This is a genomic window from Agrobacterium sp. CNPSo 2736 (genome assembly GCF_004005385.1).
Lineage (GTDB): Bacteria > Pseudomonadota > Alphaproteobacteria > Rhizobiales > Rhizobiaceae > Agrobacterium > Agrobacterium leguminum.
The window spans coordinates 90,092-103,570 of record NZ_RZTX01000004.1; the positions used below are offsets into that span (position 1 = coordinate 90,092).

General features: G+C 62.5%; 12 protein-coding genes. 10 read left to right on the forward strand and 2 right to left on the reverse strand.

Features of this window, described 5'->3' with window-relative positions; genetic code table 11:
• The 5 genes from cobN to EM858_RS08860 are packed head-to-tail and all read left to right on the forward strand — an operon-like array spanning position 1 to position 6,857.
• Complete coding sequence (gene cobN, locus EM858_RS08840; RefSeq protein WP_127756466.1) at positions 1–3,351, forward strand: cobaltochelatase subunit CobN; 3,351 nt, start codon at positions 1–3, stop codon at positions 3,349–3,351.
• Entirely contained in the window at positions 3,351–4,706 is a 1,356-nt protein-coding gene (gene cobG, locus EM858_RS08845; RefSeq protein WP_127756467.1) for a precorrin-3B synthase, read from the forward strand. The genes cobN and cobG overlap by 1 nt, the downstream gene beginning before the upstream one ends.
• Positions 4,703–5,335 (forward strand): precorrin-8X methylmutase, encoded by a 633-nt coding sequence (locus tag EM858_RS08850; RefSeq protein ID WP_003520242.1) that lies wholly within the window; start codon positions 4,703–4,705, stop codon positions 5,333–5,335. The genes cobG and EM858_RS08850 overlap by 4 nt, the downstream gene beginning before the upstream one ends.
• Entirely contained in the window at positions 5,332–6,099 is a 768-nt protein-coding gene (locus EM858_RS08855) for a precorrin-2 C(20)-methyltransferase (RefSeq protein WP_127756468.1), read from the forward strand. Before EM858_RS08850 ends, EM858_RS08855 begins: the two co-directional genes overlap by 4 nt.
• Complete coding sequence (locus tag EM858_RS08860) at positions 6,096–6,857, forward strand: precorrin-3B C(17)-methyltransferase (protein WP_127756469.1); 762 nt, start codon at positions 6,096–6,098, stop codon at positions 6,855–6,857. The genes EM858_RS08855 and EM858_RS08860 overlap by 4 nt, the downstream gene beginning before the upstream one ends.
• On the opposite strand, the gene EM858_RS08865 is transcribed toward EM858_RS08860, so the two are convergent.
• Positions 6,824–7,606 (reverse strand): cobalt-precorrin-6A reductase, encoded by a 783-nt coding sequence (locus EM858_RS08865; protein ID WP_127756470.1) that lies wholly within the window; start codon positions 7,604–7,606, stop codon positions 6,824–6,826. The genes EM858_RS08860 and EM858_RS08865 overlap by 34 nt on opposite strands.
• Here EM858_RS08865 and cbiE point away from each other — a divergent pair.
• Genes cbiE through cobM form a run of 3 tightly spaced genes read left to right on the forward strand, consistent with a single transcriptional unit; the run spans position 7,605 to position 10,047 of the window.
• Positions 7,605–8,864, forward strand: coding sequence for a precorrin-6y C5,15-methyltransferase (decarboxylating) subunit CbiE (gene cbiE, locus EM858_RS08870; RefSeq protein WP_127756471.1), 1,260 nt, complete (start codon positions 7,605–7,607; stop codon positions 8,862–8,864). The two genes, EM858_RS08865 and cbiE, sit on opposite strands and share 2 nt — an antisense overlap.
• Positions 8,858–9,277 (forward strand): cobalamin biosynthesis protein, encoded by a 420-nt coding sequence (locus EM858_RS08875; protein WP_164865388.1) that lies wholly within the window; start codon positions 8,858–8,860, stop codon positions 9,275–9,277. Before cbiE ends, EM858_RS08875 begins: the two co-directional genes overlap by 7 nt.
• Complete coding sequence (gene cobM, locus EM858_RS08880; protein ID WP_127756473.1) at positions 9,274–10,047, forward strand: precorrin-4 C(11)-methyltransferase; 774 nt, start codon at positions 9,274–9,276, stop codon at positions 10,045–10,047. Before EM858_RS08875 ends, cobM begins: the two co-directional genes overlap by 4 nt.
• On the opposite strand, the gene EM858_RS08885 is transcribed toward cobM, so the two are convergent.
• Positions 10,002–11,132 carry a cobalt-precorrin-5B (C(1))-methyltransferase gene (locus tag EM858_RS08885; protein WP_164865372.1) on the reverse strand — a complete coding sequence of 377 codons (1,131 nt, stop codon included), beginning with the start codon at positions 11,130–11,132 and terminating at the stop codon, positions 10,002–10,004. The genes cobM and EM858_RS08885 overlap by 46 nt on opposite strands.
• 58 nt (positions 11,133–11,190) lie before the next feature.
• Here EM858_RS08885 and cobA point away from each other — a divergent pair, with 58 nt between their 5' ends.
• Both cobA and EM858_RS08895 read left to right on the forward strand, forming a co-directional pair.
• Positions 11,191–11,979, forward strand: a complete 789-nt coding sequence (cobA, locus tag EM858_RS08890) for a uroporphyrinogen-III C-methyltransferase (protein ID WP_127756474.1) — start codon at positions 11,191–11,193, stop codon at positions 11,977–11,979.
• Entirely contained in the window at positions 11,976–13,292 is a 1,317-nt protein-coding gene (locus EM858_RS08895) for a cobyrinate a,c-diamide synthase (RefSeq protein WP_127756475.1), read from the forward strand. The genes cobA and EM858_RS08895 overlap by 4 nt, the downstream gene beginning before the upstream one ends.
• Positions 13,293–13,479 lie beyond the last annotated feature (187 nt).

The following is a 13,479-nucleotide window of genomic DNA, read 5'->3' on the forward strand; positions in this document are numbered from 1 at the left end:
ATGCACATCCTCGCCACCACATCCTCGTCTCTGGACGACCTGATCGAGCCGGTTGATCTCAACCAGCCCCGGTCGGATGTGGTGGTGCTGTCTTTTTCGGCGAGCGATCTGGCCGGGCTGGAACAGGCCTGGCGGCGAACAGAAGGTGCGCTCCCCTCCCTGTCAGCCGCCAACCTGTCCGAGCTTCGACATCCCATGTCGGTCGATCTGTGGATCGAAAAGACGGCGGAACACGCCAGGGTAATTCTTATCCGGATTCTCGGCGGGGCGGAACGCTGGCGTTACGGTGTCGATCAGCTTTCCATTCTTGCGCGCAGGCGCGGCATCAAGCTTCTGCTTTTGCCGGGTGAGTGCAGCGAAAGGGACGAGAAACTCGAAGCGGCCTCGACCCTCGATCGGCGGATTTTGGCCTCGGTCCTCTCCTTCTTCCGCGAGGGCGGGCAGGAGAACATGGACCGGCTTGCTCTTGGTCTCGCCGCTCTTGCAAGGAGCGAGGCATGGCCGGATATCGAAGCCGAACCGCTGCCGAAAGCCGGTTTTTACCGGCCTGGCAGGGGCGTAGTGGATAGGGCGGAAGCCTGCGCGGGTTTTCCCGGCGGTGCGCCCGTTCTGCCCATTCTGTTTTACCGTTCCATGCTTCTGGCGGCAGATGCTGCACCGGTGGACGCGCTTTTCGAGGCGCTCTCGCAGCGCGGTTTTTCACCCCTGCCGATTTTTGTCAGTGGTCTGAAGGATGGGGAGGCGATTCGTTTCCTCGAAACGGTACTGCCCGATCTGAGGCCCGCCGCCATCATTGCCGCCACCGCCTTCGCCAGCCAGACGGATGACGACGGAACAACCCTGTTCGACCGTCTCGGCGTGCCGGTGTTTCAGGTGGTGATGGCGACGACGCGGCGCGACGGATGGGCGGAAAATGCGCGGGGTCTCAATCCTTCCGATCTTGCCATGCATGTCGTCCTGCCGGAACTGGATGGCCGGATTCTCGCCGGTGCGATTTCTTTCAAACAGGCGCGCGTGGATGGCGGCGCGAGTTTGCTCAATGTACCCGAGGCTGATCGTGTCGAGCAGGTGGCAAATCGCATCGCTGCTTTCCTGCGGCTGAGGAATGCCCTTCCACGGGATCGCCGCATTGTCATCCTGATGCCGGATTATCCCGGTGCGGCGCCCGGGCGAACCGGTTATGCCGTCGGTCTCGATGTGCCGCAAAGCGTTCTCGAAATGCTGCAGGATTTCGCCGGGGCCGGTTATACGGTCAAGGATATTCCTAAGACCGCGCGGGCGCTGCTCGACTGCGTCGAGCAACAGGAAGCGGCAATCGATCTTTCCACTTACGAGGCTTTTTTCTCCGCCCTGCCGTCGGCATCTGCCGGGTCCGTAAACGCGACATGGGGCGTGGCAACCGATGACGATGCACTCGTCAATGGCGCATTCCGGTTCCGCGCCGCCCGTTTCGGTGAAGTATTCGTGGCGCTCGCGCCGGACAGGGGCCGCAATGAGGATCGTCGGGTGGACTACCACGACCCTGCCCTGCCGCCGCGCCACGCGCTTGTTGCCTTCGGTGCATGGATGCAGCGGGTTGCGGGTGCGCATGCTATCGTGCATGTGGGCGCGCACGGCACGCTGGAATGGCTGCCGGGCAAGACGGTGGCGCTTTCCCGCAATTGTTTTCCCGAAATCGTAACCGGCTCACTGCCTGTAGTCTATCCATTCATCGTTTCCAATCCGGGCGAGGCGGCGGTCGCCAAGCGGCGCATCGCGGCCGTGACCATCGGCCATGTCCCGCCGGTGCTGGTCAATGCCGGACTTTCGTCGGAACAATCGGCGCTGGAGCAGCTCGTCGATGAATATGCGCAGGCGGATGGGCTGGATCGCCGCCGGCGTGACCGGCTGGCGAAACTGATCGTCGAAAAGGCGCTGGAGACCGGGCTTGCGGCGCAAGCGGGCGTGGCTGCGAAGGATGACGCCGATGCGGCCCTCTCACGCATCGATGCTTTTCTCTGCGACCTCAAGGATTTCGCCATCAAGGATGGCCAGCATGTTTTTGGCCGCTGTGCAAAAGACGAGACCGATCTTCTGAGGCTCGAAAGCGCCAAATCGGAAAAAGCTGCCCTGCTGGCTGCGCTCGATGGCCGGCATATCGTCCCCGGCCCTTCCGGCGCGCCTGCGCGCGGGCGGCTCGATGTGCTGCCCACGGGCCGCAATCTCTATGCCGCCGATCCGCGCACCATGCCGACGCCGACGGCGTTCGAGCTGGGTCGCGTGGCGGGCGAAGAGGTGCTGCGCCATCATCTGCAGTCCCATGGCGATTGGCCGAAACATCTGGTTTTCGATCTGTGGGGCAGCGCCAGCCTGCGCAATGGCGGTGAGGATGTGGCGCAGGCGCTGCATCTGATGGGGGCGAGACCGATCCACGACCTCGCGACCGGCCGGGTCACCGGCATCGAGGTGCTGCCGCCAGCGAGCCTGGGGCGGCCGCGAGTCGACGTCACCTTTCGCATTTCCGGCCTGTTCCGTGACATGTTTCCGGCGCTGATCGCGCTTCTTGACGCCGCCGCCAAGGCCGTCGCGCGGCGGGAGGAAGCGCCGGGCGACAATCCGCTTGCGGAAGAGGCCGTCGCACTCGGGCATATTCCGGCGCGCATTTTCGGCTCCGCGCCCGGCACCTATGGTGCGGGCATCGAAGAAAAGCTTGCCAGCGGGAAATGGGACGAACGCGAGGAGCTGGGGCAGGCCTATCTCGATGCGGCGAGCCACGCTTTCGGCGGTGCGGACGGGCTGGAGATTTTCGAAGATACCGGTTTTGTGGAGCTGGTCAGGCGCGCCGATCTTCTGGTTCATACCGGGGACGATCCGGGCCGCGACCTTCTGGACGGTTCTTCGGATGTCGCCTTCATCGGCGGTTTTTCCGCCGCGAAAGCTGTGCTTGGCGGCGTCGCCGATATTGTTGCGCTGGATACGACAGATCCGGCGCGTCCGCGTGCAAGGTCGATGACGCAGGCGCTGACGCGGGTGGTGCGCGCGCGTGCCGTCAATCCCCGCTTCATTGCCGGCCAGATGCGGCACGGTCCGCGCGGGGTGGCGGAATTCCTCGAGACGGTGGACCGGTTGATCGGCTTTGCCGAAACCACCCATGCGGTGTCCTCCTCGTTGATCGAGGCGCTTTACGATGCCTATTTCGGCGATGAGCATGTGCGCGATTTCATCCTGCGGGAAAACCCGAAGGCGGCGCAGGTGATGGCCGAACGGTTCTTATCTGCCCGCCGTCGCGGGCTGTGGCACAGCCGCCGCAACGCGGTGGATGCGGAACTTGAAATGCTGGTCCTTCCGCGCCTCCAAAGGGTGGAGGCGTGATGATGGCCGCTGCCGATCCCGTTCAGCCATTTGGCCGCCGTGGCCTCTGCCCGGCCCTGTCCGCTCCCATGCGCACCGGGGACGGTTTTTTGTCGCGGATCGCTTTCGAGGCGGATATCGACCCGCGCGACATGGTGGTGCTTTGTCAGCTTGCCGAGCGGCATGGCAACGGATTGATCGACATTACCGCCCGCGGCGGCCTGCAATTTCGCGGCCTGACGCCGGAAAGTGGCCGCGCTCTGGAAAAAGATGTTCTGGCGCTGGATTTGCCGTTGCGTGCGGGGCTTGCGGTTGAGACGTCGCCTCTTGCCGGTCGGGATGACGCGGAAATTGCTGATGGTCGCCCTCTCGCCGAGGAGATTCGAAAAGAGGCCGACAGGCTCGTTCTCCATGAAAAGCTTGCCGCTAAAATGTCTGTCGTCATCGATGGCGGCGGGCGCCTCTCCATGGAAGATTTGCTGGCCGATATTCGCCTGAAAGCTGTGTCGTTTGATGGGCGGACCGTCTGGCGATTGCTCGTGGGTGGACCGGAAAGCAGGGCGCTGAATGCCGGCTTGGTCGAGACGGACATAGCGGCGAGTGTCGTCCTGTCGCTGCTCGTCTATCTTGCCGGCGAAGGGCCGCTTGCCCGTGGCCGCGATCTGGGCCATTCGACGATAAAAGCGATCTGCGGTGATCGCCTGCTGGATCGGGTGATTGTTGATGACGCCAGAGCGGCTTCTGCGTCTCTGGGACTGATGATGACGGGAAAGGATCGCTTCGCCATTGCTGTCGCGCCTGCTTTCGGGCAAATCCGGGCCTACGATTTGTCGCATCTCTGCGAACGGGCCGGTACCCTCGGCATCACGGCCCTGCGGCCGGCACCAAACCATAGCCTGCTATTCTTTGGATCGTCATCTGCCTGCGGCGCATTGCTTGAGATTGCAAGGGCGTCCGGTTTCGTCACGACGGCAGGTGACGCGCGCTCTTCTATTGCCGCCTGTCCCGGCGCGCCGGGCTGCGCTTCGGCTTTTCTCCCCACCCATGAATTGGCCGCCTTTGCGTCTGAGGAATGCGCCTCGTTGCTGGATGGCTCCTTCACGCTGCATATTTCCGGCTGCGGCAAAGGTTGCGCGCACCCCGCGCCGTCGCTTCTCACTTTTTCCGGCACCGCCGATGGCCTGGCCTTTTCGATTTCGGGTCGCGCCGGTGACCTGCCGGATGGCATTTTACCTTTCCAGCATCACAGGACGGCGCTTTCGCGGCTTGCCCGTCTTTACGAAAAAGAACATAAGCCCGGTGAAAACGCCGCCACCCTGTTTGCCCGGCTGGGTAAACAGACGATCGGTGCGGCGCTTCGACAGGATGACCGATGACCGACTATGACTATATTCGCGACGGCAATGCGATCTATGAGCGCTCCTTCGCCATCATTCGCGAGGAGGCGGATTTGTCCGCCTTTACCGAAGAGCAGGCGGATATCGCCATTCGCATGATCCACGCCTGCGGGCAGGTGGAGGCAGCCAGCCATTTCCGCTTTTCGCCGGATTTTGTTGCCGCTGCACGCGGTGCTCTACGAGCCGGCAAGCCTGTTCTCTGCGATGCGGAAATGGTTGCCCATGGCGTGACGCGCGCGCGCCTTCCGGCTGATAACGAAGTGGTCTGCACCCTTCGCGATCCCCGCACGCCGGAGCTGGCGAAAACGATCGGCAACACCCGCTCCGCCGCGGCGCTCGATCTTTGGGCAGAGAAGCTGGACGGCGCTCTCGTTGCCATTGGCAATGCGCCGACTGCACTGTTCTATCTGCTTGAGATGCTGGAAAAAGGCGCCGCACGTCCGGCCGCCATCATCGGCATGCCGGTTGGCTTTGTCGGTGCGGCGGAATCGAAAGATGCGCTGGAGGCAAGTTCGCTTGGCATTCCCTATGCCATCGTCAAGGGACGCATGGGTGGTTCGGCGATGACGGCTGCCGCCATCAACGCCGTTGCGAGGGCTGGCCTGTGAGCGCGGCTCTTTTCGAACATCCGAAGGGTAGGCTCGTTGGCGTCGGCACCGGCCCCGGAGATCCCGAGCTTCTGACGCTGAAGGCTGTCCGCGCCATTGAAAACGCCGATGTGCTCGCCTTTTTTTGCAAGAAAGGCGGCACCGGCAATGGTCGCGGTATTGTCGAAGCCTTCATTCGCCCCGGCACGCTGGAAATGCCGCTGGTCTACCCGGTAACCGTCGAAAGCGACAAAAACGGCAACGATTACCGTGATGCCATCGCCGCCTTTTTCGATCAGTCGGCGAAGGACATCGCTGTGCATCTCGAAGCCGGGCGCAATGTCGCCGTGCTGTCGGAAGGCGATCCGCTGTTTTACGGTTCTTATATGCACCTTCATTTGCGGCTTGCGCCATCTTACCCGGCGGAGGTCGTTGCGGGTATCACGGCCATGTCCGGCTGCTGGTCCATGGCCGGTCTGCCGCTTGTGCAAGGCGATGATATTTTGAGCGTGCTTCCCGGTACGCTCGGCGAAGATGTTCTGACGGAACGTCTGTCCGGCACGGATGGCGCGGTGATCATGAAGGTGGGGCGCAACCTGCCGAAAATTCGCCGGGCGCTGGAAAAGGCTGGCAAGCTTGAAGACGCGCTTTATGTCGAGCGTGGTACAATGGCCAACAGCCATGCGGTGCGGCTCATCGAACGCGATGCATCGCCTGCGCCCTATTTTTCGCTGGTTCTGGTGCCGGGCTGGAAAACCAGACCCTCTTCAGGTGAAAAGTCATGACCGGCAGGCTCGTCGTCGTGGGCCTCGGCCCGGGCAGCGCGGCGCAGGTGACGCCGGAGGCGCTTGCCGCAGTCGAGACTTCTGAGGATTTCTTCGGTTATATTCCCTATCTCGACCGGCTGGCGCTTAAGCCGCACCAGCGTCGTCATGCATCCGATAATCGCGAGGAGATTTCCCGCGCCGAGCAGGCTCTCCGGCTTGCGGCTTCAGGTGGCAAGGTGTGCGTGGTGTCCGGCGGTGATCCCGGCGTTTTCGCCATGGCGGCAGCGGTTTGCGAGGCGATTGAAAGCGGCCCTGCTGAATGGCGCGATATCGATTTCTCCGTCGTGCCGGGTGTGACTGCCATGCTGGCCGTGGCCGCAAAGGCCGGCGCGCCGCTTGGCCATGATTTCTGCGCCATTTCGCTGTCGGATAATCTCAAGCCGTGGGGCATCATTGAAAAACGGCTGATCGCGGCGGCGGAAGCAGGCTTTGTGATGGCGTTCTACAATCCCGTCAGCAGGGCGCGGCCGCACCAGCTCGGTACCGCTTTTGATCTGTTGCGGGCGCATTTGCCCGGCTCGGTGCCGGTGATCTTCGGTCGCGCGGCAGGCCGGGCGGATGAGCGTATTCGGGTCGTGCCTCTTTCGGAAGCCTCGAGCGACATGGCGGATATGGCCACCTGTATCATCGTCGGTTCGGTTGAAACCCGTCTGATCGAGCGTTCCGGCAAAGAACCGCTGGTTTATTCGCCGCGTTTTTCGAGAAGAGAGAGCTGATGGTGGATGGCGGTGAGCGCAGCGGCAATATCCGGCACCGTCAGGTCATTCAGGGGCGTGTCGTACCGCTGTCGCGGCCGGTCGATCATGATGACCGGCAGGCCGAGCCGTCGCGCTGCTTCGATCTTGCCATAGCTCGCGCTGCCGCCGGAGTTTTTCGAGACCACCGTCTCGATGCGGTTTTCTTCCAGCATGCGGATTTCGTCGTCCAACGCAAAGGGGCCGCGCGCGGTAATGTAGCGCGCATGCGGCAGTTTCAGTGGCGGCTCTACCGGGTCGACGCTGCGGATGAGATAGCTGTGCTGGGGCGCCGCTTCGAAAGGAAGAAGCTCCTGCCGTCCCAAAGCCAAAAACGCGCGCCTGCCTTCGCTGCCGAGCGCGGTGACAGCCTGTTCGACGCTGTCCACCTCATGCCACCTGTCACCCGGCTGACGCTGCCAGGCAGGACGCGAAAGGACGACCAGCGGAACTTTGGCACGCCCTGCGGCCTCAATGGCGTTGGCGGAAATCTTCGCCGCATAGGGATGGGTGGCGTCCACCAGAATATCGAAATTCTCTGCGCGAATGAAATCCGCGAGACCGCCCGCGCCGCCAAAACCGCCGCTGCGCATCGGCACCGGCTGTTCGACCGGCGAGAGCGTGCGACCGGCCATGGAGAGCAGAATTCGGTAGCCGGGTTCTTCCGCCAGCCTGCCGGCCAGAATACGGGCATCCGCCGTGCCGCCAAGGATGAGTATGGAGCGTGTCATGACGTCTGAATATTCCGGAACGGGCGATGCTTCCACCGAAAAGAAAGAAAAGCCGTGGCTTTCCATCGTCGGCATTGGTGAAGATGGGCTCGGGGGGCTGGGCCGGAATGCGATAGAGGCGATAGAGGCGGCCGAGGTGGTTTTCGGCGGCAGACGCCATCTGGAACTGGCGGCTATGACCATTCGTGGTGAAGCACGACGCTGGCCGGTGCCGTTCGATACGGATATGGGCGATGTCGTAGCGCTGCGCGGCAAAAGGGTTTGTGTGCTGGCTTCCGGCGATCCGTTCTTTTATGGCGTCGGTGTTACGCTTCTGCGGCGTATCGATGCGGGTGAGACGGTTTGTTATCCCTCGCCCTCCGCTTTCTCGCTGGCCGCCGCGCGGCTCGGCTGGGCGCTGCAATCGGTCGACTGCGTTTCGCTACATGGGCGCTCCATCGATCTCCTGCGGCCGTATCTTCATGCCGGCGCACGCATCATCGCGCTCACCTCGGATGCCCACGCCCCGGCCTTGATCGCGGAATTGTTGTCCGATCTGGGTTTCGGCCAGTCGGAATTCGTCTTGCTTGAAGCCCTGGGTGGAGAGCGGGAGAGGCGGCGGCAGGTCAGGGCGGCTGATTTCGCATTTGCTGATATTGATCCGCTGAACGTGGTAGCGATTTACGTCGTGGCGGATGAAGGTGCGCGCGTTCTGCCTCTCACATGTGGGCTTGATGATAGCCTGTTCGAACATGACGGGCAGATCACCAAGCGTGAAATCCGCGCCGTGACACTTTCTTCTCTTGCCCCACGGCGGGGCGAGTTGCTGTGGGATATCGGTGCCGGTTCGGGTTCGATCGGCATAGAATGGATGCTGTCCCATCCTTCGCTCCGTGCAATCGCTATAGAGCAAAACCCGGAAAGGGCCGAGCGTATCGCCCGCAATGCCGAAGTTTTCGGTGTGCCGGCGCTTGAGGTCATGATCGGCGCGGCCCCTGCGGCTTTTGAAGGCTTGCCTCAGCCGGATGCTATTTTCATCGGTGGCGGCGGCAGTGAAGCGGGCGTGCTTGAGGGTGCCATGGAGGCCCTGAAGCCCGGCGGGCGGCTGGTCGCCAATGCGGTGACGCTGGAAATGGAGGCGGCGCTGCTTGCTGCCCATGCGCGGCACGGCGGATCGATGATCCGTCTGGATGTGTCGCGGGTGACGGCTGTCGGTTCCATGTCGGGTTGGCGTCCGGCAATGCCGGTGACGCAATGGAGCTGGACCAAGCCATGGTGACAGTGGCTGGCATAGGCTGCCGCAGAGGTGCGGGTTCGGATGCTGTCATCGCCGGATTGCGCGCTGCGGAGCATGCTTTTGGCATGACGGTGGAATGCCTGGCGACTGCGCCGCTCAAAGCCGATGAAGCCGGTCTTGTGGAGGCGGCGAAAAGCCTGTCGCTGTCGCTGGAAATCGTCTCGCAGGAGCGGCTTGAGGCGGTTGCTTCGAAAACGATGACATTTTCACAGGCAAGCCTTGATCATGCCGGCTCGCCAAGTGTGAGCGAAGCGGCGGCGCTTGCCGCCGCCGGAGAGAATGCAAGGCTGGTCGCGCCGCGTCTTGTGGTTGGCAATGTGACGGTGGCCATCGCAACGACTGACGATGCCCCGCAAGATAGCGGCTGCGCCATAGAACATGGAGAACAACAATGACGGTTCATTTCATCGGCGCCGGTCCGGGTGCTGCCGATCTCATTACGGTGCGCGGGCGCGATCTTATCGCCGCCTGCCCGGTGTGCCTTTATGCCGGCTCGCTGGTTCCGAAGGCGCTTATCGATTATTGCCCTCCGTGTGCACGCATCGTCGATACGGCAGCACTTTCGCTTGACGAGATCGAGGCGGAATTCGTGGCTGCAGCAAAGGCCGGCAAGGATGTGGCGCGGCTGCATTCCGGCGACCTTTCCGTCTGGAGCGCCATGGGTGAACAGATCCGCCGTCTGGAGCGGCTGGGTCTCGATTATACCGTCACGCCCGGCGTACCCTCCTTTGCCGCCGCCGCCGCCACTTTGCAGCGGGAACTGACGGTGCCGGAAGTGGCGCAGAGCCTTGTGCTGACCCGCATGTCCGGGCGCGCATCGAAGATGCCTGACGGTGAGACGCTGAAGGCTTTCGGTGCGACGGGTACGACGCTTGCCATCCATCTCGCCATTCATGCCATCGGCAAGGTGGTGGAAGAGCTGACGCCGCTTTACGGTTCGGATTGCCCGGTCGCTATCGTCGTTCGCGCCTCCTGGCCGGATGAGCGGGTCATTCGCGGCACGCTGTTCGACATTGAGGACAAGCTCGCCGCCGAACCGGTGGAGCGGACGGCCCTGATCTTCGTCGGGCGTGGGCTTGCCTCGACGGATTTTCGCGAAAGCGCGCTTTATAGCACCGATTATGTCCGGCGGTTCCGGTCTCCGAAGGAAGATGCGAAGGGCTGATGCGACGGCGTGGAGGCGGTGCGCCCCTTGAGCGCGCCTTGACGATCGAAAACCAGAATATCGAGCGCAATGGCGGGCGTCTTCAGCGCCGCCGCTGCGGTTACCCAGGCTTTTTCAGCAACGACCGCACCGAGGTCTATTCCCGCACGTTCGGACAGCTCAAAGGCGTGCGCGACCATGTTGGCCTGACGGATGGCAATGGCGAGATTTTCATCGCCTCCGGCTTCCGTCGCCAACGCCGCCAGCGCATCGAGATCGGCCAGCCCCTTCTTGGAGTGCACATCGAGCATGCCCTGGGCGAGCTTGGTCATCTTGGCGACGCCGCCGGCAATCGTCACCTGCTCGACGGGGTGGCTGCGCAGATATTTCAGCATGCCGCCAATGAAATCACCCATGTCGATCAGCGCGGTTTCAGGCAGATCGTAAAGCGCCTGACCGGCTTTTTCGGAGGTGTTGCCGGTGGCGCCCAGCACATGGGTGCAGCCGGTCGCGCGCGCCACATCGATGCCGCGCCAGATGGAGTGAATCCACGCCGAGCAGGAAAAGGGAATGACGATGCCGGTGGTGCCAAGGATGGAAATGCCGCCGACGATGCCGAGCCTGCCGTTCAGGGTTTTCTCCGCCAGCTTCTCGCCATCGCGGACGGAAATCTCTACCTCGAAATCGGCACTTTCTCCGGCCACCTCGCGAATGGCGGTTTCGATCATCTTGCGCGGTACGGGGTTGATGGCGGGTTCTCCCGGTGGCAGGGGCAGGCCCGGTCGGGTTATGATGCCGACGCCTTTACCGGCCTTGAAGGTGATGCCGCTTCCCGGCTGACTGCGCCGCACCGTGCTTTCGATCAGCGCGCCGTGGGTAACATCAGGATCGTCTCCCGCATCTTTGATGACGCCGGCGCGCGCGAAGTTTTCGCCCTTTTCCTCGGTGGCGAGGGAAAATGCTGGCCTCGCGCCGCTTGGAAGTTCGACCTCGACAGGGTAAGGAAATTCGCCGGTCAGAAGGGCGGCGCAGGCCGCCTTCGTGGCGGCTGCCGCGCAGGTGCCCGTGGTCCAGCCGCGGCGAAGGGTCTTTCCATCCGTATCCATATGAATTTCTATAGCCGGGACGGCTTTTTCCGTCATCGTTAAAAAGCAGCCAAGAAGAATGTCGATAGCGCAGATTTTGAACAGCATTGCCGCAAAAGGTCCGGTCTTTGAGGCCGGTCACGTCTGGCTCGCGGGCGCAGGGCCGGGCGATGTGCGTTATCTGACGCTGGAAGTGGCGCTCGCGCTGTCTCAAGCCGATATCATCGTGCGCGACGCGCTGGTGAGCGACGATGTCGTTGCCCTCGGTCCGCAGGCGCAGATTGTTTTTGCGGGCAAAAGGGGTGGCAAGCCTTCCGCGACACAGGATGATATTACCGCTTCGCTGATCGATTTCGCCAGCCAGGGCAAAAAGGTGCTGCGGCTGAAGGGCGGCGATCCCTTTATTTTCGGGCGTGGCGGCGAAGAGGCGGAGGCGCTTGTCCATGCCGGCATTCCGTTTCGCATATTGCCGGGCATGACCTCGTCGTTCACCGCGCTTGCTTCGGCCCGCATCCCCGCCACCATGCGCGGTATCAGTCGCGCCGTAACTCTTGCCACGGGCCACGCGGCGGGCACCGAAGAGGATCTGGACTGGCTGGCGCTGGCGAAAACACGGGAACCCATCGTCGTTTACATGGGGCTGAAGAATATAGGCACGATTGCCAGCCTTTTGATGCAGGGTGGGCGTTCCGGCGAAACGCCGGTCGCCGTCATCATGTCGGCAACGACGGCGCAGGAGCGGATTTTCATCGGCTCGCTGGAAAGCATAGCTGACGATGCAATCAGGCAAAATTTCGAAGCGCCGGCTTTGATCGTTATCGGCGAGATTGTTTCGATGCGGGCGCGTCTTGGAGTTTCCGGTTCATGACGGCGCGGGCGATCATCATTGGCGCGCCACGTTCGGGTTCCGGCAAGACCAGCGTGACCATCGGCCTGCTCCGGGCCTTTGCCCGGCGTGGTATCAAGGTGCGCGGCATCAAGACTGGGCCGGATTATATCGATCCCGGTTTCCACGCCTTCGCCACCGGCACATCGGGTCTTAATCTGGATAGCTGGGCCATGCGGCCGGAATTGTTGCGGCATCTGTTTTCGCAGCACACCGAGGATGCGGAACTTGTTCTGATCGAAAGCGCCATGGGCCTGTTCGACGGTATTCCGGTTGCGGAAAATCGCACGGGTTCGGCGGCGGATCTGGCGCGGCTGTTCGGCATTCCCGTGCTGCTGGTGCTGGATGTGTCCGGCCAGTCGCAGACGGCCGCTGCCATCGCCCATGGTTTTGCCCACTACGATCCGTCCGTTACCATGGCGGCGGTGGTGCTGAATCGGGCGGGCAGTGAAAGACACCGGACGCTGTGCACGGAAGCCATCGAAAAAATCGGCCTTCCCGTTGTCGGCTGCGTGCTGCGTGATCCGTCGCTCATTCTGCCTGAACGGCATCTGGGGCTGGTGCAGGCCAGCGAACATCCGGAGATCGATGCGCATATAGAACGGCTGGCGGATGCGATGGAAAAATCCATCGATCTCGATGCACTGCTTTCTCTCGCCGCGCCGGTGAATGTGCCTTCCGGCTCGGTGAATGCGGCGATTGCACCGCCCGGCCAGCGCATCGCGCTGGCGGAGGATGCGGCGTTCACTTTCCTTTATCCGCATCTCAGGAAGCATTGGCAGGCGGCCGGAGCCGAGATAGTGCCGTTCTCGCCGCTCGCGGATGAGGCGCCCGACGGGAGCTGCGATATCTGCTGGCTGCCGGGAGGGTACCCCGAGCTTTTTGCCGGAAAGCTTGCGGATGCGGCTGGTTTCAAGGCGGGTATTGCCCGCTTTGCTGCGACAAAGCCTGTTCATGGCGAGTGCGGCGGTTACATGGTGCTCGGCGAGGCGCTGGAAGATGCGGATGGGGTGACCCATGCCATGACCGGGCTTCTGTCGCATGCCACCAGCTTTGCGACCCGCAAGATGAATCTCGGCTACCGGCAGGCAACAATCGCGGCAAGCGGCCCGCTCGGCGCGGCGGGTGATGTTCTGCGCGGTCATGAATTCCATTATGCGCGGGTTACCGATCCCGGCAGCGATGAGCCCTTCGCCCAGATTGCTGACGGACAGGGTCGTCCGCTCGGGCCATCGGGCGGCAGGAGAGGATTTGTCTCGGGCACCTTTTTCCACGCCATCGCCAGGGGCGGTTGACCGTTTCCGGGTTTGGTCCGTGGACCTGCGGCAAAGTGGACCAAGCTGCGAAAGTTTGTAGGCTTGGCTCACGGGAAAGTGCTATAGATTTCTTTATAGGGCATGGAAGAGCGGAGTTATCTCCCGTGATCCATGTTCGGTGAAGCGCGGCGGGATCGAAAGCCGCTTCATATGTCCCGGTCCGAAC